We start from the raw sequence: 25990 nt of genomic DNA, 5'->3' as shown, positions 1-25990 counted from the left end.
AATGTTTTAGGCTAATAAATCATTGAAAGAGGAGGATATGTCGCAGAGGCATATCCTCTTTTTTATGTGTTAAAGTATCCATAATTTATTAGAACTTTATTCTCCTGAATTGTACTTCTAGTAAATGCTCATATAAACTTAAATTCTAACAAACATGAAACATTGGTTATTATCTGTTTTGCTGGTGGTATGTGGTACTGTTTCAGCACAAATAACACTCGTAAAAGATAGCAAAAGTAGTGCTCGCATCATTGTGCAGGACAAGATGCCAAATAGTAAGACGTCAGCGCAATTCTTACAACGTTTTCTTACTGAAATTTCGGGAGTTGCACTTCCTATTGAAAATGATAAAACTCCTCGAAAAGGAGATATTCTCATTGGTGGTCAATCTTCGGCGGAAGTAACAGAGGACGGATTCTCTATTTCTACTCAAGATGGTATTCTAAAAATATCTGGTAAAGAAAACGGTGTTGTATATGGGGTTGTTACTTTATTGGAGCAATATTTGGGTATCGATTATTGGGGAGAGAATGAATATTCTCTTACCCCTTCAAAAACGGTGAACTTACCCTTCATTAATAAAGTCGAGAATCCGGGCTTTCGTTACCGTCAGACACAATGTTATGCTATCCATACAGACTCTATTTATAAGTGGTGGAATCGTTTAGAGGAACCGAATGAAGTGTTTGCTGCCGGTTATTGGGTGCATACTTTTGATAAGCTTCTGCCTTCATCCATTTATGGGAAAGAACATCCGGAATATTATTCTTACTTCAAAGGAAAACGCCACCCGGGAAAGGCCAGTCAGTGGTGTTTGAGTAATCCGGAGGTTTTTGAGATTGTAGCTCAACGTGTTGATTCTATTTTCAAAGCAAATCCAGATAAGCATATCATGTCTGTAAGTCAGAATGATGGTAATTATACAAATTGTACGTGTGATGCTTGTAAGGCAATTGATGATTATGAAGGAGCATTATCAGGAAGCATAATCACTTTTCTGAATAAGTTGGCTGCCCGTTTCCCGGATAAAGAATTTTCCACATTGGCTTATCTATATACTATGAATCCTCCGAAACATGTGAAACCTTTGCCGAATGTGAATATTATGCTATGTGATATTGACTGTGACCGTGAAGTAACTTTGACGGAGAATGCTTCGGGAAAAGAGTTTGTGAAAGCCATGGAAGGATGGTCTAAGATTACCAATAATATTTTCGTGTGGGATTACGGTATTAACTTTGATAATTATCTGGCTCCATTTCCTAATTTCCATATTTTACAGGACAATATCCGTCTTTTCGAAAAGAATCATGCCACCATGCATTTCTCTCAAATAGCAGGGAGCAGGGGAGGAGATTTTGCAGAACTTCGCGCTTATTTAGTGTCAAAGTTAATGTGGAATCCAGAAGTTAATGTAGACTCATTGATGCAACATTTTCTGCATGGATATTATGGGGAAGCAGCGCCATATCTTTATCAGTACATAAAGATAATGGAAGGCGCATTAATCGGTAGTGGACAGAGGTTGTGGATATATGATTCACCCGTATCACATAAATATGGCATGCTAAAGCCTGCTTTGATGCGTCGTTATAATCATTTATTTGATTTGGCTGAAAAGGCTGTTGCAGCAGAACCAGATTTCTTAAAACGAGTTCAACGGGCACGCCTGCCAATTCAGTATTCAGAACTGGAAATAGCACGAACGGAGACAGAAAAAGATTTGGTAGATATCAATAAAAAGTTAGACCTTTTTGAGGAACGCGTGAAAGAGTTTCAAGTTCCTACATTGAATGAACGTTCCAATTCACCGGTAGACTATTGCAAATTGTATAGGGAACGTTACATGCCGCAAAAAGAAAAAAGTTTGGCTTTGGGCGCAAAAGTTACTTATCTAATTCCTCCTACGGGAAAATATGCGGCATTAGGAAAAAACGCATTGGTTGACGGTTTGTTTGGTGGAGCAACCTTTGTTGATAGCTGGATTGGTTGGGAAGGAACCGATGGTGCATTCGTTATAGATTTGGGCGAAGCGAAAGAGATACATAGTGTGGAAACAGATTTTCTTCATCAAATAGGGGCCTGGATTCTTTTTCCTCTAAAGGTGGTTTATTCATACGCTGAAGACGGTGAACATTATACGCATTGGAGAACGATTGATTTACCGGAAGAACGTACGGGTGAGGTAAAATTCCGTGGAGTCAAGGCTGAATCAGCCGAACCGATAAAAACTCGTTATGTGAAAGTAGAAGTCACCGGAACGAAAGAATGTCCGACCTGGCATTATGGTGTAGGCCATCCTTCGTGGTTTTTTATAGACGAAGTGATAATAAAATAAAAAAAGTAGGGGGGAGACGTTAGTAGTTTCCCCCTTTTAGTTGTATTATATATAGATGGGTCAGAAAAATGAATTTTTTCATCTATATACTATGATTTATGCAACAGAATAAAACTGCTTCTCAACGAAAAACTATTAACCCGGCTTGCTGGGTACCTACTGCTTATTTTGCAATGGGACTTCCCTTTATTGCTATTAATCTGGTTTCTGTTTTCATGTTTAAGGATCTTGGAATTTCGGATACGCAAATTGCATTCTGGACTTCTCTGATTATGATGCCTTGGACACTGAAATTTTTGTGGAGTCCTTTTCTTGAAATGTATCGGACGAAAAAATTTTTCGTATTGATTACAGAATTATTGAGTGGTGTATTGTTTGGAGTAGTAGCCTTTTCTTTGTTTTTCGATTACTTTTTCGCCATAAGTATCTCTACGATGGCAGTGATTGCCTTTAGTGGAGCAACGCACGATATTGCTTGTGATGGTGTATATATGGCTGAATTGAACAAGGAAGATCAGGCAAAATATATCGGAGTTCAAGGTGCTTTTTATAATGTAGCCAAATTGGTTGCTAATGGAGGATTAGTTGCTATGGCAGGAGCATTGGCAGAGCATTTCGGAGCAATAGAAGGTGCTTCGATAGATGCTAACAAAGGAGCGTATTCATCTGCATGGATGATTATTTTCGGCGTAATTGCGGCAATAATGGTACTGATCGGTATTTATCATATAAAAATGTTACCTTCTACACAGGTTCCGTCAACAACGAAGAAAACAGCATCAGAAGTTGGGCACGAACTGGTAGCAGTCATTGCTAACTTCTTTACTAAAAAGCATATTCTCTACTATATCTGTTTTATTATTTTATATCGTTTGGCAGAAGGCTTTATCATGAAAATAGCTCCGCTGTTTTTACGTGCTTCAAGGGATGTAGGCGGCTTAGGACTGTCGTTGACAGAGATCGGCACGCTAAATGGTATCTTTGGTTCCGCTGCTTTCGTTTTAGGCTCATTGTTAGCAGGTATTTATGTCTCTAAGTTCGGATTGAAAAAGACACTATTTACTCTCTGCTGTATTTTTAATCTTCCGTTTGTAGCCTATACCTTTTTGGCAGTTGCACAGCCTACTAATGTATATCTGATCGGAACTTGTATAACAATGGAATATTTTGGTTATGGCTTTGGTTTTGTCGGACTGACGTTGTTTATGATGCAACAGATTGCTCCAGGCAAACATCAAATGTCACATTACGCATTTGCTTCAGGAATCATGAATCTGGGAGTGATGCTTCCGGGAATGGTTAGTGGTTATCTTAGTGACTTATTAGGATATCGTAATTTCTTTATCTATGTGTTAATCGCAACTATTCCAGCTTTTCTGATTACTTATTTCATACCTTTCACGTATGATGACTCAAAAAATAAATAATATAAAATCAACGATTATGAATAAAATTCAAATTCCTTGGGAAGATCGTCCTGTCGGATGTACGGACGTTATGTGGCGTTACTCACAAAATCCAGTTATCGGACGTTATCATATTCCTTCATCTAATAGTATTTTCAATAGTGCTGTTGTTCCTTTTGAGGATGGTTTTGCAGGCGTATTCCGTTGTGATAACAAAGCTGTACAGATGAATATCTTTGCAGGTTTTAGTAAGGACGGAATTCATTGGGATATCAATCATGAACCTATTCAGTTTAAAGCAGGTAACACGGAAATGATTGAGTCGGAATATAAATACGACCCTCGTGTTACATGGATTGAAGACCGTTATTGGGTGACTTGGTGTAATGGTTATCATGGCCCTACGATTGGTATTGCCTATACTTTTGACTTTAAGGAGTTTTTCCAGTGCGAAAATGCTTTCTTGCCTTTCAATCGTAATGGTGTACTTTTCCCGCAGAAGATCGATGGCAAGTATGCGATGTTGAGTCGTCCCAGTGATAATGGACATACTCCGTTTGGCGACATATACATCAGCTATAGCCCGGATATGAAATATTGGGGTGAACACCGCTGTGTAATGAAAGTGACTCCTTTCCCGGAAAGCGCTTGGCAGTGTACGAAGATTGGTGCAGGTTCAGTTCCTTTCCTTACAGATGAAGGCTGGTTGCTGTTCTATCACGGTGTAATCACTACTTGTAATGGTTTCCGTTACGCTATGGGAGCTGCCATATTGGATAAAGATCATCCGGAAAAAGTTCTTTACCGTACACGTGAATATCTGCTTGGTCCGGCTGCTCCTTACGAACTTCAAGGTGACGTTCCTAATGTCGTATTCCCCTGTGCTGCTTTGCAAGATGGTGAACGTGTTGCTGTTTATTATGGTGCGGCAGATACTGTGGTAGGTATGGCCTTCGGATATATAAAAGAGATTATCGATTTTACGAAACGAACGAGTATCATTTAATAAAGATATGAAACGTATTATATTAACTTACACACTTGCTTTTTCCCTTCTTTCCGCCTATGCGGGGGAAGGGGGGAGCCCTCCCCTTAAAAATACGGATAAAAGTCTTTTGATAGATTATGTGGATCCTTTTATCGGAACTACAAATTTCGGAACGACCAATCCGGGAGCGATTTGCCCCAATGGTATGATGTCTGTGGTTCCTTTCAATGTGATGGGATCTTCCGAAAACACATACGATAAAGATGCCCGATGGTGGTCTACGCCTTATGAATATACAAATTGTTTCTTTACCGGATATGCTCATGTGAATTTGAGTGGAGTCGGTTGTCCGGAATTAGGTTCTTTATTATTGATGCCTACTACCGGAGAACTGAATGTGGATTATAAAGAATATGGTAGTAAGTATAAGGATGAACAGGCCTCACCGGGCTATTATTCTAATTATCTGACTAAATATAATGTAAAAACAGAAGTTTCGGCTACTCCGCGTAGCGGTATTGCCCGGTTTACTTTCCCAAAAGGGAAAAGCCACATCCTGCTGAATTTGGGTGAGGGGTTAACGAATGAGAGTGGCGCTATGCTTCGTCGTGTAAGCGATAGCGAAGTGGAAGGAGTCAAACTACTTGGTACATTCTGTTATAACCCTCAAGCTGTGTTTCCTATTTACTTTGTATTACGGGTTAAAAAGAACCCTTCTGCAACAGGGTATTGGAAGAAACAACGTGCGATGACGGGTGTTGAGGCTGAATGGGATCCGGACCAGGGAAAGTATAAACTTTATACTCGCTACGGAAAAGAAATAGCAGGAGATGACATCGGTACTTATTTCTCCTTCGACACAGAAGAAGGTGAGCAGGTAGAAGTACAAATGGGAGTTTCTTTTGTAAGTATAGAAAATGCCCGGTTGAATCTGGATCGTGAACAGGCTAGAAAGAATTTCGAGCAGATTCATGCTGAAGCACGCTCCAAATGGAATGATGACTTATCACGTATAACTGTAGAAGGTGGTACGGATGCTCAAAAAACTGTATTTTACACAGCACTTTACCATTTGCTGATTCATCCTAATATTTTGCAGGATGTAAACGGAGAATATCCGGCAATGGAAAGTGATAAGATTTTGACAACAAAAGGAGATCGCTATACTGTCTTTTCTCTTTGGGATACTTACCGCAATGTTCATCAATTGTTGACTTTGGTTTATCCGGAACGTCAGATGGAAATGGTACGTACAATGCTCGATATGTATCGCGAACATGGATGGTTGCCTAAATGGGAATTATATGGCAGGGAAACATTGACAATGGAAGGTGATCCGAGTATTCCGGTAATTGTAGATACCTGGATGAAAGGTTTGCGTGATTTTGATGTTGATTTGGCTTATGAAGCAATGTATAAATCTGCTACATTACCCGGAGCGGAAAACTTGATGCGTCCTGATAATGATGATTATATGTCCAAGGGATATGTGCCTCTTCGCGAACAGTATGACAATTCCGTATCTCATGCATTGGAATATTATATTGCTGATTTTGCGTTATCTCGCTTTGCAGAGGCTTTGGGTAAAAAGAAAGATGCAGAGATATTCTACAAGCGTTCTCTGGGATACAAACATTATTATAGCAAAGAATTTGGTACTTTCCGTCCGATTCTTCCGGATGGAACTTTTTACAGTCCGTTTAATCCGAGACAAGGAGAAAACTTTGAACCGAATCCCGGTTTCCATGAAGGTAATTCCTGGAATTATACATTCTATGTGCCACATGATGTATATGGCTTGGCAAAACTAATGGGTGGGAAGAAACCTTTTATTGATAAGCTACAAATGGTTTTTGACGAAGGGCTTTATGACCCGGCAAATGAACCGGATATTGCTTATGCCCATTTATTCTCATATTTTAAAGGTGAAGAATGGCGCACACAGAAAGAGACGCAACGTTTAATAGACAAGTACTTTACTTCCAAACCTGATGGTATTCCAGGAAACGATGATACGGGAACGATGTCTTCCTGGGCTATTTTCAATATGATCGGTTTTTATCCGGATTGTCCCGGACTGCCCGAATATACATTGACGACTCCGGTCTTTAATAAGGTAACGATCCGGTTAGATCCGAAATGGTATAAAGAGAACGAACTGGTGATTGAAACCAATCGGACTCAACCAGGAGCTTTATATATTGATAAGGTACTATTGAATGGCAAGAAGTTCAATAAATATCATATCACACATGATGAACTTGTTCACGGCAAATATTTAAAGTTTGATTTGAAATAACACACAGTGTTTCATAGGTATCGTTTTTGGGTTGACAGGGCTGTCGGACTTCTTATAGTTCGGCAGCCTATTTTTTTACATTTATTTCTGTTATTACTTCATCGGAAATAGTGACGGTATATGCTTGGGATAGTGACGGTATCGGACCAAGATAGCGTCACTATTTGTCTTGGATACCGTCACTATCTTACTTTTATTAAATTATACTCCGTAGTATTTTTAGTTATTCTCTGTTTTATAGGTGATTACAAAAATCTATTCCGTACGTCTACTATGTAAATCGTATGCAATAAAATAAAAAATGAGAAGAAATTTATTTAAACATATCCTTTGGATATTGATACTTGCAGAGTGTTTTCCTCTATTGGCAATTGCCGGATCGCAGCAAAAGGAACAACGTTATAAAATAGCCGTATGTGACTGGATGATTCTGAAACGTCAGAAAATCGGTTCATTCCAATTGGTACATGAATTGAATGGTGACGGTGTAGAATTGGATATGGGTGGTCTTGGCAAGAGGGAAATGTTTGATAATAAATTGCGCGAGCCCCATTTCCAGCAGTTATTTCGTGAAACTGCTCAAAAATATCAATTAGAAGTTTCTTCTATTGCTATGTCCGGTTTCTATGGACAGTCTTTTCTGGAGCGGGTTAATTATAAAGATTTAGTTCAGGATTGCCTTCATGCCATGAAAGTGATGAATGCCAAAGTAGCCTTTCTTCCTTTGGGAGGAATCAAAGCCGGATGGGAAAAGATTCCGGCACTACGGACAGAAGTTGTAAAACGCTTGAAGGAGGTAGGAGATATGGCAGCTTCTGAAGGAGTGGTGATTGGTATTGAAACTCAACTGGATGCAAAAGGAGATGTGAAACTACTGAAAGAAATTAATTCTCCCGGAATCAAGATCTATTTTAAATTTCAAAATGCATTGGAGAATGGAAGGGATTTGTGCAAGGAGTTGAAGATTCTGGGGAAAAAGAGGATTTGCCAGATTCACTGTACGGACACAGATGGAGTGACTTTACCTTATAATGAACGATTGGATATGAATAAGGTGAAAAAGACACTGGATAAGATGGGATGGAGTGGATGGCTGGTGGTAGAACGTTCGCGTGACAAGAATGACGTGCGGAACGTGAAAAAGAATTATGGTACGAATATTAAGTATTTGAAAGAAGTGTTTCAACAGTAATTTTCGAGAGTCATAATCAAGTGGTGGTTTGTATCAAAATCCATGATTAATTACTCCTCAACCTATGATTGACTATGGTGGAATATATGATCGAATATTTTTTCTAAGATAAACCAAACGAAAAAATTAAGAACGTTTTTTTATTTAAGTGATTACATATTTTGTAGTCATACGTCTTTCCTAATGAAGTACATTTTAGGATTTAGATATATAATATATTATTTTTGTTTATTAAAAATTTAATCTATGAAGGGTAAATTAAAGTTTGAGAAACCAATTGTCGTAAGTGCGGTTTGCTTATCGATGATTCTTTCAGTTGGCTCTTGTGCAGGAGATGGTTTTGATGAAGAAACCTTTTCTGGAGGTGTGACGAATACCCAGTTGGAGTCACCGGACGCTTCCAAAGTGTCTTTTGAAAAACTTGCAGGAAAGCCTAGTGTGAAAGTTGAATGGCCGGTGATAATGGGTGCTGGTGGTTATTTGTTTTCTATGTATATTGTAGATGACCCTACAAATCCTGTAGCGGTAGTGAAAGACTCTATTATAGATGGTTGTTCGGTTGCTTGTACATATTTGGATGATACTAACTATAAGGTAGAAATTAAGACATTAGGCAATGATAAATATAATAATAAGGATGCCGCTTCTGTGTCTGAGGTAACTTGGTCAACATTAGTTCCAGCTACGACTATTCCGGCTGGAACAGATTTAAATACTTATTTTGAGAATAATCCCATTACTTCCGGAAAAGATGTAGAAGTTGCGTACGAGTTAGAAGCTGGTGGCTCATATACTATTTCCGGTGATCTAAACTTGGGAGTTAACAACGTTCAATTGCGTGGAAATAAAGTGAATCATGCGAAAGTGACATTCACAGGCTCTGGTGCTATCGTTTCGAGTGGAGGTGGTATGGCATTGAAATTTATAGATTTCGATTGTGATGTGGTGTCAAAAGGTTCTTTTGTGAAGTTTGGAGATGTGCCGGAAGAAATAAAAGGTATGAATAGTTATGGGATAGTTACGAATCCGATGATTATTCAATCGTGTGAGATTCGAAATGTACGTCATTATCTTGTTAATATAAATGGTAAGAAATATGCTATTCAGAATTTTATAGTTAGAGATTGTCTCATTAAATTTTATCAAGATGCTGAAATTTTTAATTTTAATAGCAATAATTCTTTTGTAAAAGACTTTGAACTTAGTAGTTCGACTCTATATAATCTTTCAGAAGCTAGTAATGGACGTTTTATGCGTGTTGCTGGAGGAAAAGGTGCTGATGTCGGTTGGGCTGATTGCTCAATGAATTTTACGAGTAATACTTTTTATAATATATCTTGCGACCAGGAGGCGTTTAACTCTAATGTCTGGAATAGACAGAAGAATACTGTGAATTTGAGTAAGAATATATTCTACGATTCTTGTAAAGGTGAATTTAACCGTAGAATTGTCGGAGGACGTACTGATAATGCCAAAACATGTGACAATAATTGCTATTGGTATAAAGGTGGAAGTGGTCTTGAAAAAGAAGCTAATGGTAATTATGGTGATAAAAGTACTTCAGCTTATGGCGTAGATCCCGGTTTTAAAGATCCTGCTAACGGAGATTTTACAGTGAGACACTCAGAAGTTATCAGTCATGGCAGCGGTGACCCGCGTTGGTTAAAATAAATTAAGTAAAGAAACATTAATACAATAGAGATGATACATAAGAATACATTTAAACTATGTTTAGGTATACTTCTTTCGTTTATGATGCTATTGCCGACATTGGCACAGAATACCAAATCCTTTAAAGGAGTTGTGGTAGACGAAACCGGAGAACCTATAATCGGTGCTGCTGTAAAAGTGGTAGATACTACTATTGGAACTATTACAGATTTGAATGGAAAATTTGTAATAAATGTTCCTGCTGGCAAATTGGTGGAAATATCATATATCGGATATATTTCGCAAAGAATCTCAGATTTTAAGTTGACTAAAGTAGTATTGAAAGAGGATACACAGCAGTTGGACGAAGTGGTAGTTGTTGGTTACGGAACACAAAAGAAGGCGCATCTGACCGGTGCCATTGCTACTGTTCCGATGGATGATATACAAGATATCTCGAGTGGTAGCTTGGCTAATACGTTAAGTGGTCTTGTAAATGGGGTTTCCGTTAGTGGAGGTAACTCTCGTCCAGGGGAAAATGCTCGAATTACGATTCGTCAGAATGATGTATTAGCAAGTATGGGTAATAATAATTTAGAGCCTTTGTATGTGATTGATGGATATATATATCCAACGGAAGTTAAGGTTGGCTCTTCTATTGAAAATCTGGGAGCTACAGCTTTTAATAACTTAGATCCTTCTATGATTGAAGGCATCTCTGTGTTGAAAGATGCCGCTGCTGCTGTATATGGAGCACGTGCTGCAAATGGTGTTATTTTGGTTACAACCAAAAAAGGTAAGCTTGGTACACCACAAATTTCCTATAGCGGAACTTTCGGTATTGCAGACGAAGTGTCTCGTCCTAAGATGCTGAATGCTTATGAATATGGTAGATTGTGGAATGCAGTACGGGCAGCAGACCCGACGGATACTTCTATTAATTTGCTGGAAGATTTGTTTCAAGCAGACGAATTGAATGCAATGAAGGGGCTGAATTATGACTTGTTGGATAAATATTGGAAATCTGCATTGACACAACAGCATAGTGTGAATTTAAGTGGTGCAACGGAAAAAGCAAATTATTTTGCCGGTATCTCTTATTTCAATCAGGATGGAAATTTAGGCAACTTGGATTATGACAGATGGACTTACCGTGCAGGTGTAAATGTAAAAGTGAGTAAGTGGCTGAATGCAGGTGTGCAAGTATCCGGTGATTATGGAAAGAAAAATACTCCTTTGAATAAAGTGGGAGGTTCTAAAACCGAAGATTACAATACATTGTTGACGCATCCATATTATATTCCGGAAGAAATCAATGGTTTGCCGATTGCAGCTTTTGGTATTAGCAATTCACAAGTGAGCAATGTGCAGAAGTATAACTTTTCAGCGATTCAAAATAATGGAGATTATAGTAGGAATATGACTTCCAATATGAATATCAATGCTAATTTGGAATATGATTTTGGATGGAGCAAGTGGTTGAAGGGACTGAAAGTGAGATTTACTTATTCAAAAAGTATCAATTCCGCTAAAATAAACCAATACGGTTCTTCTTATGATCTTTATTATATGGCTGACCGTGCCGGTAGCGGAAAGCATTTGTACACACCGATACCAGGACAAGAGGATGCTTATGACTTTTTGCTTACTGCTGATAATTTCCTGTATGCCAATAATGGTAAACCTGTTGTGAACGGTGATACTTCTTTCTTGAGCAGAAACATGAATCGTACGGATAACTATCAGATGAACTTTACGGTAACTTACAATAGAACTTTTGGCGATCATACTTTGGGGGGATTGTTCTCTATCGAACGTTCGGAAGCTGAAAGTGAGTATGTTGAGGGTAGTATCACTTATCCTTATGAATTCACTAATGGTCAATCCAATACGATGAGTGCGGAAGGTAAAGGTAATACTTCATTCTCTCGTTCCGAATCTGGTACATTATCTTATATTGGTCGCATTAATTATGCATATGCAGATAAGTATTTGTTAGAGTTTTTGCTTCGTTCGGATGCTTCTACCAAATTTGCGCCGGAAAACTATTGGGGCTTCTTCCCGTCAGTTTCTGCTGGTTGGGTGATTTCTCAAGAAGACTGGTTTAAGAACAATGTAAAAGGGATAGATTATTTGAAACTAAGAGCTTCTTTCGGTTTGACTGGTCGCGACAATACGCTTCCATGGCAGTGGGCACAAAATTATGCGATGGATAAAGATAAAGGTTTTATCTTTGGCACAGGTACAGATCTGAATGCAGGTAGCCATATTACGATTAACAAAAATATATCTGCCGTTAATCGCAATGCACACTGGGATAAATCTTACAAAGCTAATTTTGGATTGGATTTTAATGTCTTGAATAATCGTCTTGTTTTTGCTATCGACGGTTACTATGACTGGAATCGTGAAATGTTACTTCCATATAAATCTTCTATACCCGGTACGGTTGGAACACAATCTGCCTATGTGAATTATGGAGAGATGGATGCTTATGGAGTAGAACTTTCAGTGACATGGAGAGATAAGATTGGAAAAGATTTTAAATATAAAGTACAAGTAAACACAGGTTATACTGATAATAAAGTGCTGGTAACTGATTGGGATAGTCCGATGACATTTAAGAGTTTACATAAGGGAGAACGTTCGGATATCGGCACATGGGGATTGCAATGCATCGGCATGTTCCGCAGTTATCAGGATATTGATGAATATTTTGCTAAATATAACATTACTAAATATATGGATATGACCAAAGATCAGGTTAGACCGGGTATGTTGATTTATAAAGACGTGCGCGGGGAATTGCAACCTGACGGGACGTATGCAGGACCTGACGGAGTGGTAGACAAAGAAAACGATCAAGTAAGAATGGCAAACCGCAGTAATCCGTATGGATTCACTACCAATTTGAGTGCTGAATATAAAGGGTTCTCTATTAGTGCGCAATTGAATGCAAGTTGGGGAGGATATAGCTTTGTGCCGACAAATGCGATTAAGTTAGGAAATAAAGGAGATGCTGCCGGCGGTTATCGCGATTTGGAATATGCTAATATGCCTTCATTCTGGAATGTAGACAATATGTATGTTTATCAAGATGTGTTGGACGCTGCAGGAAATGTGGTAGTAAAAGCCAATCATGATGCTAAGTATCCTAATCTACAATATGCTTCCGTAAATAGTGCGGAATCTACTTTTTGGAGAGTTAGCGGTACGCGTATCCGACTGAACCGTTTGACGTTGGCCTATAAAATTCCATCTAAGTACACCAAAATGATAGGTATTGAGAGTTGCCGTTTTAATGTGACAGGACAAAATCTGTTGAGTTTCAACAATCCTTATCCGGACAATTTCATGGATCCGATGATTTCTTACGGTACATATCCTACATTACGTAAGTTTACGATTGGTGTGAATGTAACATTCTAAAAGAAAAAACAATGAAAAGAAAACATATATTGATAGCAAGTGTTGCTCTCATGGCAACATCCTTTCTTGAATCGTGTAGTGATGAGTTTCTGCAAGATAAGAAAAATTATGATTATGCCAGTCCGCAGGATGCCTATAACAACTATAGCGGGGCTTTGGCTCGTGTGAATGATATTTATAAGTTTATAATGCCGGATGTGAAAGGAGCACCCAGCTTCCAATACAACAGTACGGGTGACTCGGATGCGCAGTCTCAGTCGACGGAAGAATACAGTGGTTTTGGGGCTTTCGTTGATCCTCGTACGCCATTGACTTATCAAACGGGTAATAATCCTGTACCGGATTATTTTCATGGTTCAAGCGGTAATATTCAGACAATGACTTATGGTATTATTCGAAACTGTAATGATGCGATAGAAGGAATTGAAGGAAGTACATTATCACAAGAACAGAAAAATGAATTATTAGGGCAATTGTATTTCCTGCGTGCATGGCGTTATTATAATCTGCTCAAATGGTATGGTGGTGTTCCTATTGTGGATAAAGTACAGGAAGTGACAGCGGAATCAGTAACTCCTCGTTCTACTACAAAAGCGTGTATTGATTTTATATGTAATGATTTGAAAAAGTCATCCGAACTGTTGGCTCCTTTCACGCAGAACGGAGGATGGACCGGTAAGGACCTGGGACGTGTGACTTCCGGTACGGCTGAAGCCTTGCTCGGGCGTGTCCGTCTGCTTTATGCCAGTCCGCTTTTCAATCGTTCTAATGATGTGAACCGCTGGCAGCAGGCTTATGATGATATTAAAGCGTCTATAGCAGTGTTGGAAAAATGTGGAAACGGGTTGCAGAATTTTGAAGCTCCGGGAAATAATGCAGCCGGATGGGCAAAACTTTTCTCAGAAGTAGAAGGTAACAAGGAAGCAGTTATGATAACTCTTTATAATACGACAGCTTCAACGAGTGCCGCGGATTATAGCAAGAACAATCCTTGGGAACGTGGTATTCGTCCGAAAAATACTTTAGGAAACGGTGGGAAGAATCCATCAGGAATGATGGTGGATTTGTTTCCGATGGCTGATGGCAAACGTCCTGCAACTTACGGAAGTTATACAAAACTGGAAACCTCTGAATATACATACGATACTAATCCGGAGTCTCCGACATGTACCCCTGTTTTTATGAATCGTGATCCCCGTTTTTACCGCACTTTCGCCTTCCCCGGTGTACATTGGCATTTTAAGGGCGATCCGAGAAATGATAAGAACAACAATCCGTATGATGGTTCGTCTTATGAGTTGTGGAATTATGTATGGTATACCTCAGAAAAAGACAGGGATGACATTGAAAGTGGAAATACTTATGGAGCAGATAATCTGCTGGATAATGTAAAAGGACTTTATATACGCAAACGTTCGGATGATCTTCAAGTAAGTTCAAATCCGAGATATCAGTATTCACAAGAGAATGGATTTACATATAATGCAAACCCGTATATTGAAATCCGCTATGCGGAAGTATTGCTCAACTATGCGGAAGCGGCATGCGGATTGGCATATGCGAAAGGTGGAGACAATGCTTTGCTGAAAGAAGCGGTAGACCGGTTAAAGTTGATTCGCCAGCGTGTTGGATATACAGGTGATTGTGGTTTGCAGGCCAATCTTGAGAGTGATCCTGCTGCATGTATGTCTGCCATATTATACGAACGTCAGATTGAACTGGCTTATGAAGGAAAGCGTTTTGACGATTGCCGTCGTTGGTTGTTGTATGATGGTGACGGAATGGGCGGAGGACTTTACACAGATGATTTGCCTGCTTCATGGAAACTGACTGGTTGGAATGGGAATACATGCAATTGGTTGGGGGTTGTTCCACTTAACGGACAACGACGTGACAATATCGAATATCGTGTAAGAAACGATTATAATAATGGCTTGGGAGGTAATTCATGGCCGGTGGGAGATGCAAGTAAGAATCCAGATCCATTGAAGGACATAAAACGTCCGAAAGCTTTAGATCTGAACGAGGATATTTCTACATCGCAGGAAACATTGAAAGAGTTTTATGATACATATTTGATTCGTAAGAAAAAGAAAGGTGATTCTTATGATTCCAATAAAGGTGAATATAAAATAACTTTCTACCCTAGATATTATTTTCTTGGTTTGAACCAAGGTGCTCAAGGCGCAAATTCGGCAGTACAGCAAACAATTGGTTGGGGAGATTACAACAATGGTGGTGCAAATGGAACATTTGATCCATTGGCAGAATAACGAAAATATTTGAAACAGTAAATTAAGTGGGTGTGTCGGAAGTTTATTATACTTTCCGGTACACTCACTATTTTTTGTATAGTATATATTTCTATTCCTCTATAGGTGTAGAAGCTAGCATATGATGCGGATATTAAAAAGTATATGTTTACTGATTACAAATCTTTTCTTCTTTCGTCTTATTATTGTATTTTTGAATTAACAACTTCACAAAACCAAATAAAAATGAAGAAGAAACAGGTACTTTTAGCAGTTTTTGCTGCAACAATGTTGACTCCGACCGTTGCATGGGCGCAATACCCACAAATATCTGGCGAAGCCAAAGAAAACTATACAAAAATGATGACTGAAGAGCGGAAACGCTCTGATGAAGCATGGGCAAAAGCGTTGCCGATAGTACAAAAAGAAGCTAGAGAAGGACGTCCATATATTCCTTGGGCTGGTCGTCCGTACGATTTGCCACAGGCTGATATCCCTTCATTCCCAGGTGCTGAAGGTGGTGGTATGTACAGTTTCGGTGGTCGTGGAGGTAAAGTGATAACTGTCACAAATCTGAATGATCGTGGACCGGGTTCTTTCCGTGAAGCATGTGAAACTGGTGGTGCACGTATTATCGTTTTTAATGTTGCTGGTATCATCCGTCTGGAATCTCCGATTATCGTCCGTGCTCCTTACGTAACTATTGCCGGACAAACAGCTCCGGGAGACGGTGTTTGTATTGCTGGAGAATCATTTTGGGTAGATACACATGATGTGGTGGTACGTCACATGCGTTTCCGTCGTGGAGAAACGAAAGTATGGCATCGTGATGACTCTTTCGGAGGTAACCCTGTTGGTAATATAATGATCGACCACTGCTCCTGTACGTGGGGATTGGATGAAAACATTTCTTTCTATCGCCACATGTACGACCCGAGTGAAGGACAATATGAAAGCAAAGACTTGAAACTTCCTACTGTAAACGTAACTATTCAAAATACTATCTCGGCAAAAGCGTTGGATACATACAATCATGCGTTTGGTAGCACGTTAGGTGGTGAGAACTGTGCATTTGCCCGTAACCTTTGGGCTAGTAACTCCGGACGTAATCCTTCTATCGGCTGGAATGGTATATTCAATTTCGTTAATAATGTAGTATTCAATTGGGTGCACCGTTCTTCCGATGGTGGTGATTATACCGCGATGTTCAATATGATTAACAACTACTACAAACCGGGACCTGCTACTCCTAAGGATTCCAATGTAGGACATCGTATCTTGAAACCGGAAGCAGGACGTAGTAAGCTGGATCATAAAGAATATGGGCGAGTATATGCCGACGGAAATATAATGGAAGGCTATCCTGAAATAACTAAAGATAACTGGAATGGCGGTATTCAGATTGAAACTCAACCAAACACTGACGGATATACTGAATACATGCGTAGCTACCAGCCGTTCGAAATGCCGTATATCAATATCATGGGAGCTAAAGATGCTTATGACTATGTATTGAAACATGTAGGTGCGAATATTCCTTGTCGTGATATTGTTGACGAACGCGTGATTGAAGAAGTAAGAACAGGTATTCCTTATTATGAAAAGAAACTTCCTAAAGACGCTTATGGTGACTTGACAGGTTTGTCTCCTAAGTCAATGGGGGAAGACGGACAGTTCAAGTATCGTCGTTTGCCGAAAGATTCTTATAAGCAGGGTATTATTACTGATGTTCGCCAGATGGGTGGTTATCCTGAATACAAAGGTACTCCTTATGTTGATACAGACAAAGATGGTATGCCGGACGAATGGGAAATTGCTAACGGATTAAATCCGAACGATCCGAGTGATGCCAATAAAGACTGTACTGGTGACGGATATACGAATATTGAAAAATATATCAACGGTATCAGCACAAAGCATAAAGTAGATTGGAGAGATATGAAGAACAACTACGATACATTGGCTGAAAAAGGAAAATTAATGTAATTATGAAAAAGATACTGATACTATCATTGCTTTTTATTTCCGGTTGGATGTCTGCGCAAGCAGTCGACTTAAATAAAGAGAACCGTGATCCTGAATATGTAAAGTCTATTGTCGGCCGATCACAAAAGATCGTTGATAAACTCGGACTTACAGATGCGAAAATAGCCGAAGATGTTCGCAATGTCATAGCCAATCGTTACTTCGAATTAAATGATATTTATGAGGTACGGGATGCGAAAGTCAAGAAAGTAAAAGAATCCGGGTTGACTGGTGAGGCTAAAAATGAAGCTTTGAAAGCTGCGGAAAATGAAAAAGATGCGGCGCTATATCGTTCACATTTCGCTTTTCCTGCCAATTTATCTCTCTTTCTTGATGAAAAGCAAATGGAAACTGTTAAAGATGGCATGACTTATGGAGTAGTAAAAGTGACTTATGACTCACATCTGGACATGATTCCTACTTTGAAAGAAGAAGAAAAAGCTCAAATCTATGCTTGGTTGATAGAGGCACGTGAATTTGCGTTGGATGCAGAAAATTCGAATAAGAAACACGCTGCTTTCGGAAAATACAAAGGACGTATCAACAACTATCTGGCTAAACGTGGATATGATCTGAAGAAAGAACGAGAGGAATGGTATAAACGTATAAAAGCCCGTGGAGGTTCTATATAATTAAAAAATAAGATACTATAAAAAGAAGTGAAATTCTTTCCCATTGTAAATGGTTAGTTTGTTTGATGGTGGAAAGGGTGGCTCGGAGGGTCGCCCTTTTATCGTATATAAATTTTGAATCTACTGATTCTTCTAGTATATTTGAGTACAAATGACGCTTTCTATCGTCTCCTCTGTATAAAAGATACAAATATAGAATATAGAAATGAAAAAGTTAAGAAATACATTAGCCGCAATAAGTCTTCTGTTTCTGGCTTCTTGTGGGGGGAACAAAGACTACTACATGTTCACTTCGTTTCATGAACCGGCTGATGAGGGGTTGAGATACTTATATAGTGAGGACGGAATGCATTGGGACAGTATTCCGGGAGTTTGGCTAAAGCCGGAACTGGGACAGCACCAGCTCATGCGGGATCCCTCGATGGTACGTACTCCGGATGGAACCTACCATTTGGTCTGGACTACAAGTTGGAAAGGTGATTTAGGATTTGGCTACGCACATTCCAAAGATCTGATCCATTGGTCGGAACAACAGATGATTCCTGTAATGGCAGACGAACCGACTACTATTAATGTATGGGCTCCGGAAATTTTCTATGACGACGAGAACGATCAGTTTATGGTCGTATGGGCTTCCTGTGTTCCCGGGCGTTTCGAAAAGGGGATAGAAGAAGAGAATAATAATCATCGTTTATACTATATCACTACAAAAGATTTTAAAACCGTCTCGAAAGCAAAACTTTTGTATGATCCGGGATTCAGTACCATTGATGCCGTTATCGTGAAACGGGCAAAGAATGACTATGTAATGGTACTCAAGGATAACACCCGACCGGAACGTAATCTGAAAATCGCTTTTTCCGATTCTATGACCGGTCCTTATTCGCCCGCATCCCAACCTTTCACTGAATCCTTTGTAGAAGGACCGTCTGTAGAGAAAGTGGGAGACGATTATCTAATCTATTTTGATGTATATAAGAAAAAAATATATGGCGCTATGCGTACGAAGGATTTCCGGAACTTTACAGATGTAACAGAAGAGGTAAGCATCCCTGTAGGGCATAAGCATGGAACCATATTTACGGCTCCGGAATCAGTCGTAAAAACATTGCTGGAAGAAAAGAAATAAACCCGGAAACAATTTTAAATCAGAATAAATCATGAACAACTCTGCTAAAATTCTTTTTGTACTGGCTGCCGGTTGGTTGACTACTACAGCCTTTGCACAAGATAGAATTCATTATACAGGAAAAGAATTATCGAACCCTGCTTGTCACGACGGACAACTGTCTCCGGTAGTCGGAGTACATAACATTCAGTTGGTACGTGCCAATCGTGAACATCCCGATGCTTCGAACGGCAATGGATGGACGTATAATCATCAGCCGATGCTGGCTTATTGGAATGGACAGTTTTTCTATCAATACCTGGCAGATCCTTCTGACGAACACGTACCGCCTTCACAGACTTTTCTGATGACATCGAAGGATGGATATCGCTGGACAAATCCGGAAATTGTGTTTCCTCCTTATCAAGTTCCCGATGGATACACCAAAGAGTCTCGTCCGGGTGTGCAGGCCAAAGATCTGATTGCCATTATGCACCAGCGTGTCGGATTCTATGTTTCTAAATCCGGCAAGCTGATTACAATGGGAAATTATGGAGTTGCTTTGGATAAAAAAGATGATCCCAATGATGGAAACGGTATTGGCCGGGTGGTTCGTGAAATAAAGAAAGACGGTTCTTACGGACCGATCTATTTCATTTATTATAATCATGGATTTAATGAAAAGAATACTGATTATCCGTATTTTAAGAAAAGCAAGGATCGGGAGTTTGTGAAGGCTTGCCAGGAAATTCTTGACAATCCGCTGTATATGATGCAGTGGGTGGAAGAAGCCGACCGTGAAGATCCTATTCTCCCGCTGAAGAAAGGATACAAAGCATTCAATTGTTATACATTGCCGGATGGACGTATTGCCAGTCTTTGGAAACATGCGCTTACCTCTATCAGTAAGGATGGCGGACATACTTGGGCAGAGCCTGTGCTTCGTGCAAAAGGTTTCGTCAATAGCAACGCGAAAATTTGGGGACAGCGTTTAAGTGATGGTACATACGCTACTGTATATAATCCGTCGGAATTTCGTTGGCCGCTGGCTATATCTTTGAGTAAAGATGGATTGGAATATACAACATTGAATTTGGTGCATGGTGAAATCACTCCTATGCGTTATGGAGGAAATTATAAATCATACGGTCCTCAATATCCGCGTGGTATTCAAGAAGGTAATGGAGTACCTGCCGATGGTGATTTGTGGGTTTCTTACAGTGTGAACAAGGAAGATATGTGGATTTCCCGTATTCCTGTCCCGGTGGAAATAAATGCTTCAGCACATGCGGATGATGATTTCTCTAAAAATAAATCAATTGCGGAACTGACTGACTGGAATATTTATTCTCCGGTTTGGGCCCCTGTTTCTTTGGAGGATCAATGGTTGAAGTTGCAGGATAAAGATCCGTTTGATTATGCCAAAGTGGAACGTAAAATTCCGGCTTCTAAAGAATTGAGAGTATCATTTGATTTGAAAGCCGGCCAGAATAATAAAGGTACACTCCACATTGAATTTCTGGATGAGAATGGAATAGCCTGTTCCCGTATAGAACTTACTGATGATGGCATTTTTCGATTGAAAGGCGGCTCCCGGTTTGCAAATATGATGAAATATGAAGCAGGAAAGATTTATCATGTAGAAGCAGTCCTTTCTACTGTTGATCGTAATATTCAAGTGTATGTAGATGGCAAGAGAGTAGGGTTGCGTATGTTCTATGCGCCCGTGGCTGCTGTGGAACGAATTGTATTCCGTACTGGCGTACCTCGTACATTCCCAACCGTAGATACTCCTGCCGACCAGACTTATGATCTGCCGAATGCAGGTGCGCAAGATCCATTGGCTGAATATGGCATTGCCAATGTAAAAACATCTTCTACAGATAAGGATGCGTCTTCTGCTTTTTTAAAGTATGCTGACTTCAGTCATTATGCAGACTATTTCAACGGTATGGAAGACGAAAATATTGTTCAGGCAATTCCCAATGAAAAGGCTTCAGAATGGATGGAGGAAAATATTCCTTTGTTCGAGTGTCCGCAACATAACTTTGAAGAAATGTATTATTATCGTTGGTGGTCATTGCGTAAGCATATCAAGGAGACTCCTGTTGGCTATGGCATGACCGAGTTTCTCGTTCAGCGTTCTTATTCAGATAAATATAATTTGATTGCTTGTGCAATTGGACATCATATTTATGAAAGCCGTTGGTTGCGTGATCCGAAATATTTGGATCAGATTATTCATACATGGTATCGTGGCAATGATGGCGGTCCGATGAAGAAAATGGATAAGTTCAGCTCATGGAACGCAGATGCTGTTTTGGCTCGTTACATGGTAGATGGTGATAAGGACTATCTGCTGGATATGAAGAAAGATCTGGAAACCGAATACCAGCGTTGGGAACGTACGAACCGTTTGAAGAACGGATTGTATTGGCAGGGTGACGTACAGGATGGTATGGAAGAATCAATCAGTGGCGGACGGAGGAAGAAATATGCCCGGCCGACAATCAATAGTTATATGTATGGCAATGCTAAAGCACTTTCATGTATAGGAATTCTTTCCGGTGATGAGGGGATGGCTATGAAATATGGCATGAGAGCAGATACTTTGAAAAATCTGGTAGAAAATGAATTGTGGAATACACGTCATCAGTTTTTTGAAACGATGCGTACGGACTCTTCTGCAAATGTGCGTGAAGCAATCGGATATATTCCCTGGTATTTCAACCTGCCGGATACCACCCAAAAGTATGAAATTGCCTGGAAAGAAATTATGGATGAAAAAGGCTTTTCTGCTCCTTATGGACTGACAACCGCAGAACGTCGTCATCCGGAATTCCGTACACGTGGAGTAGGCAAATGTGAATGGGACGGTGCTATCTGGCCGTTTGCTTCCGCACAGACATTGACAGCAATGGCTAACTTTATGAATAATTATCCGCAGACTGTATTGTCTGACAGTGTATATTTCCGTCAGATGGAATTGTATGTGGAATCACAGTATCATCGTGGTCGTCCCTATATTGGTGAATATTTGGATGAGGTGACCGGTTATTGGCTGAAAGGAGATCAGGAACGTAGCCGTTATTATAACCATTCCACTTTCAACGACCTGATAATTACAGGATTGATCGGGCTTCGTCCGCGTTTGGATAATACGATTGAAGTGAACCCCTTAATTCCTGCCGACAAGTGGGATTGGTTCTGCCTGGATAATGTATTATATCATGGTCATAATCTGACGATTCTTTGGGATAAGAATGGTGATCGCTATCATTGCGGAAAAGGATTGCGCATTTTTGTAGATGGTAAGGAAGTAGGGCAGGCGAATACATTGACAAAAATCGTTTGTGAAAATGCACTTAAATGATAATTTTGCGGAGTGCCCTGAAAGGGTTTAATTATATAGCGTAGGGCAACGCCCTACGTAAAAGCGACAATCTGAATTTGCGCCCTGAAAGGGCATAATTGTATATGGTTCCGCCCTTTCAGGGCTTGTGGCTGGTGTGTTTTTTTCGTAGGGCGTTGCCCTACGCTATATAATTAAGCCCTTTCAGGGCACCCCAATAAATATATAATTGTAAGGCTTTCAGCCTAACTGCAAAATTCCCATTTAACCGATAAATTCTCATTTATCGAACAAATAAAAGATACTTGAAAAATGAAATTCAAAAAGATTCTTCTTTCATTGCTAATTTGTTTGTCTTGTTTTGTACAGGCGAAGAATATAACCATCAGTCGTCTTACCTGTGAGATGCAGGAGGGACTGGTAGTGGTCGAAGGTTCACCCCGTTTGGGCTGGGTGATGGAATCGCCGGAAAATGGGACACGACAATCTGCCTATGAGATTGATATTCGGGAAGCTTTTACAGGGCGTTCCGTTTGGAATAGTGGGAAGGTTTATTCTTCGCAGAGCCAGTTAGTTTCTACAAAGGGGGCAGATATACGTCCTGATAACTCATTTAATTATAGTTGGCGCGTTCGTGTTTGGGATGAAACAGATACACCTTCCGAGTGGAGCAGTGAAGCGAAATTCCGGGCAGTACCCGAAAGATTATCTTCGGGGCAGTGGATTGGAGCTATTACCCGACAAAATGCTCATTTACCGGAAGGGCGTAAGTTCCACGGTGGAGAGCTGAAGAAACCGGAAGTGAAAGCTGCTTGGGAAGCAGTGGACACTTTGGCAAAGAAAAGTATTTGTTTGAGAAGAACATTCCAGGTAGGAGATGCGAAAGAAGGGGGTGCAAACCGTAAACCGGGCAAGAAAATAGTGGAGGCAACGGCATACGTTTGTGGTCTGGGATTCTATGAATTTTCTTTGAATGGCAAAAAGGTAGGTAACAGTGAGTTTGCTCCATTGTGGAGTGATTATGATAAAACTGTTTACTATAACACATACGATGTGACGGAACAATTGCGGCGTGGTGAAAATGTCGTAGGAATCTTATTGGGGAATGGATTCTATAATGTGCAGGGGGGGCGTTATCGCAAATTACAGATCAGCTTTGGTCCTCCCACACTTTTATTTGAGCTGGTTATTAACTACGAAGATGGAACATGTACGACGGTTCATTCCGATAATAATTGGAAATATGATTTTAGTCCGGTAACCTTCAATTGCATATATGGAGGAGAAGATTATGATGCGCGTCGTGAACAGAAAGGATGGAATCAGATTGGCTTTGATGACAGTCATTGGCGTCCGGTAGTCATACAGGAAGCTCCTAAAGGAATACTTCGTCCACAGATGGCGGCTCCGGTGAAAATCATGGAACGGTATGATATTCAAAAGGTAACCAAACTAAATGCGGACCAAGTTGCATCAGCTTCTGTATCAACTAAGAGAACAGTCGATCTTTCTGCTTTTGTGTTGGATATGGGACAGAATCTGGCTGGCTTTCCGGAAATAACAGTACGTGGCAAACGTGGTCAGAAAGTGACTTTGATTGTAGCCGAAGCATTGACAGAGGAAGGTGCTTGCAATCAGCGTCAGACAGGGCGTCAACACTATTACGAATACACTCTGAAAGGGGAAGGCGATGAAACCTGGCACCCTCGTTTCTCTTATTATGGTTTTAGATATGTTCAGGTAGAGGGGGCTGTCTTAAAAGGACAGAAGAATCCGCAGAAATTGCCTGTATTAAAGAATATTCAATCTTGTTTCGTATATAATTCAGCCAAGAAAGTTTCCACTTTCGAATCATCCAACCGGATATTTAATGCTGCCCATCGATTGATCGAGAAAGCGGTTCGCAGCAATATGCAGTCTGTGTTTACGGATTGTCCGCATCGTGAGAAACTTGGGTGGCTGGAACAGGTACATCTGAATGGTACGGGTTTGTTGTATAACTATGATTTGACAGCATACGCTCCGCAGATTATGCAGAATATGGCAGATGCACAACATTCCAACGGGGCCATGCCGACAACTGCTCCGGAATACGTGATTTTTGAAGGTCCGGGTATGGATGCTTTTGCCGAATCTCCGGAGTGGGGTGGTTCTTTGGTTATTTTCCCTTTTATGTACTATGAGACTTATGGAGACGATTCATTGATTAAGAAATATTATCCGAATATGCGTCGTTACGTGGATTATCTCAAGACTCGTGCAGATAAAGGTGTTCTTTCTTTCGGATTGGGAGACTGGTATGATTACGGAGATTTTCGTGCGGGATTCTCACGGAATACGCCCGTTCCTTTGGTAGCTACTGCGCATTATTACATGACAGTCATGTATTTGGTACAAGCTGCGAAAATGGTAGGTAATGACTTTGACATTCGTTATTATACTTCGTTGGCACAGGATATAATGGTTGCATTTAATAAATGTTTTCTTCATAAAGATATGGCACAATATGGTACAGGAAGCCAATGCAGTAATGCGCTTCCGCTGTTCCTCCAAATGACGCAGGATGCAGATGAACAAGGTAACTACCGACCGGATGCAGATTTGAATGAGAAAGTATTCGCGAATCTGATAAAAGATGTGGAAGCACATGGCAACCGTTTGACTACCGGTGATGTGGGAAACCGTTATCTGATTCAGACATTGGCGCGTAATGGAGAACATGAACTTATTTATAAAATGTTCAATCATGAAGAAGCTCCCGGATATGGTTTCCAGTTAAAATTCGGCGCTACAACTTTGACCGAGCAATGGGACCCCCGTCAAGGTTCTTCCTGGAATCACTTTATGATGGGACAGATTGATGAATGGTTCTTTAATTCACTGGTCGGTATTCGTCCTTCTACCACTCCAAAACAAGGTTATCAGAAGTTCATCATCGCTCCCCAACCTGTGGGAGATTTGAAATATGTCAAAGCGTCGTATGAAACTTTATACGGTACCATTAATGTGGACTGGACTTGTGAGAATGGGACTTTCACTTTAAACGTGTCTGTTCCGGTGAATACTACCGCTGTTGTTTATCTCCCGGGCGGAAAAGAACCGAAAGAAATACAGAGCGGAACATATCAATTGGTTTGTGCAAAATAAAAGAACCTTTTTGTATATATTTGTAGAATTAAAAAACAATGTATTCGTATAAAAAATCATGCAGCATCTTTATTTTAATCATGTAGCATGTTTGAAAAAAACATCTCAATGATTGTCTTCAAACATTGGGAAGAAAAAAAGATTCTATTAGCATGATTTTTTAGAAGGAAAC

13 protein-coding genes are annotated in these 25990 nt (G+C 40.0%); all 13 read left to right on the top strand.

The annotated features are described in order from the left end of the window. The first annotated feature begins 154 nt into the window (after positions 1–154). The 13 genes from HMPREF9009_RS17965 to HMPREF9009_RS17905 all read left to right on the top strand — a co-directional run bounded on the left by HMPREF9009_RS17965 (position 155) and on the right by HMPREF9009_RS17905 (position 25818). A complete protein-coding gene (locus tag HMPREF9009_RS17965; RefSeq protein WP_049702912.1) occupies positions 155–2338 on the top strand; it encodes a DUF4838 domain-containing protein in 2184 nt (727 codons plus the stop codon). A 98-nt stretch (positions 2339–2436) separates the two neighbouring features. Then, positions 2437–3765 (top strand): MFS transporter, encoded by a 1329-nt coding sequence (locus HMPREF9009_RS17960; protein WP_004306233.1) that lies wholly within the window; start codon positions 2437–2439, stop codon positions 3763–3765. Between the two features lie 16 nt (positions 3766–3781). Next, a complete protein-coding gene (locus tag HMPREF9009_RS17955) occupies positions 3782–4750 on the top strand; it encodes a 1,4-beta-mannosyl-N-acetylglucosamine phosphorylase (RefSeq protein WP_004306232.1) in 969 nt (322 codons plus the stop codon). A 7-nt stretch (positions 4751–4757) separates the two neighbouring features. Further along, complete coding sequence (locus tag HMPREF9009_RS17950; RefSeq protein ID WP_049702911.1) at positions 4758–7031, top strand: GH92 family glycosyl hydrolase; 2274 nt, start codon at positions 4758–4760, stop codon at positions 7029–7031. A gap of 301 nt (positions 7032–7332) precedes the next feature. Continuing rightward, a complete protein-coding gene (locus HMPREF9009_RS17945; RefSeq protein WP_049702910.1) occupies positions 7333–8223 on the top strand; it encodes a sugar phosphate isomerase/epimerase family protein in 891 nt (296 codons plus the stop codon). Between the two features lie 246 nt (positions 8224–8469). Continuing rightward, entirely contained in the window at positions 8470–9894 is a 1425-nt protein-coding gene (locus tag HMPREF9009_RS17940) for a DUF4992 family lipoprotein (protein ID WP_004313670.1), read from the top strand. Between the two features lie 30 nt (positions 9895–9924). Then, positions 9925–13302 carry a SusC/RagA family TonB-linked outer membrane protein gene (locus HMPREF9009_RS17935; RefSeq protein ID WP_004313669.1) on the top strand — a complete coding sequence of 1126 codons (3378 nt, stop codon included), beginning with the start codon at positions 9925–9927 and terminating at the stop codon, positions 13300–13302. An 11-nt stretch (positions 13303–13313) separates the two neighbouring features. After that, a complete protein-coding gene (locus HMPREF9009_RS17930; protein WP_004313668.1) occupies positions 13314–15575 on the top strand; it encodes a RagB/SusD family nutrient uptake outer membrane protein in 2262 nt (753 codons plus the stop codon). 225 nt (positions 15576–15800) lie between these two features. Beyond that, a complete protein-coding gene (locus HMPREF9009_RS17925) occupies positions 15801–17540 on the top strand; it encodes a thrombospondin type 3 repeat-containing protein (RefSeq protein WP_008770997.1) in 1740 nt (579 codons plus the stop codon). Between the two features lie 2 nt (positions 17541–17542). Next, a complete protein-coding gene (locus tag HMPREF9009_RS17920) occupies positions 17543–18211 on the top strand; it encodes a DUF3826 domain-containing protein (RefSeq protein ID WP_049702909.1) in 669 nt (222 codons plus the stop codon). A 205-nt stretch (positions 18212–18416) separates the two neighbouring features. Next, entirely contained in the window at positions 18417–19340 is a 924-nt protein-coding gene (locus tag HMPREF9009_RS17915; RefSeq protein WP_049702908.1) for a glycoside hydrolase family 43 protein, read from the top strand. A 31-nt stretch (positions 19341–19371) separates the two neighbouring features. Next, positions 19372–22692: an MGH1-like glycoside hydrolase domain-containing protein gene (locus HMPREF9009_RS17910; RefSeq protein WP_049702907.1), complete on the top strand. Its 3321-nt coding sequence runs from the start codon at positions 19372–19374 to the stop codon at positions 22690–22692. Between the two features lie 291 nt (positions 22693–22983). Next, a complete protein-coding gene (locus tag HMPREF9009_RS17905; RefSeq protein WP_049702906.1) occupies positions 22984–25818 on the top strand; it encodes a glycoside hydrolase family 78 protein in 2835 nt (944 codons plus the stop codon). Positions 25819–25990: the final 172 nt, after the last annotated feature.

This window comes from Bacteroides sp. 3_1_13 (assembly GCF_001185845.1).
In the GTDB taxonomy this organism is placed as follows: Bacteria; Bacteroidota; Bacteroidia; order Bacteroidales; family Bacteroidaceae; genus Bacteroides; species Bacteroides xylanisolvens.
This window is presented reverse-complemented; position numbering and strand designations above follow the sequence as displayed.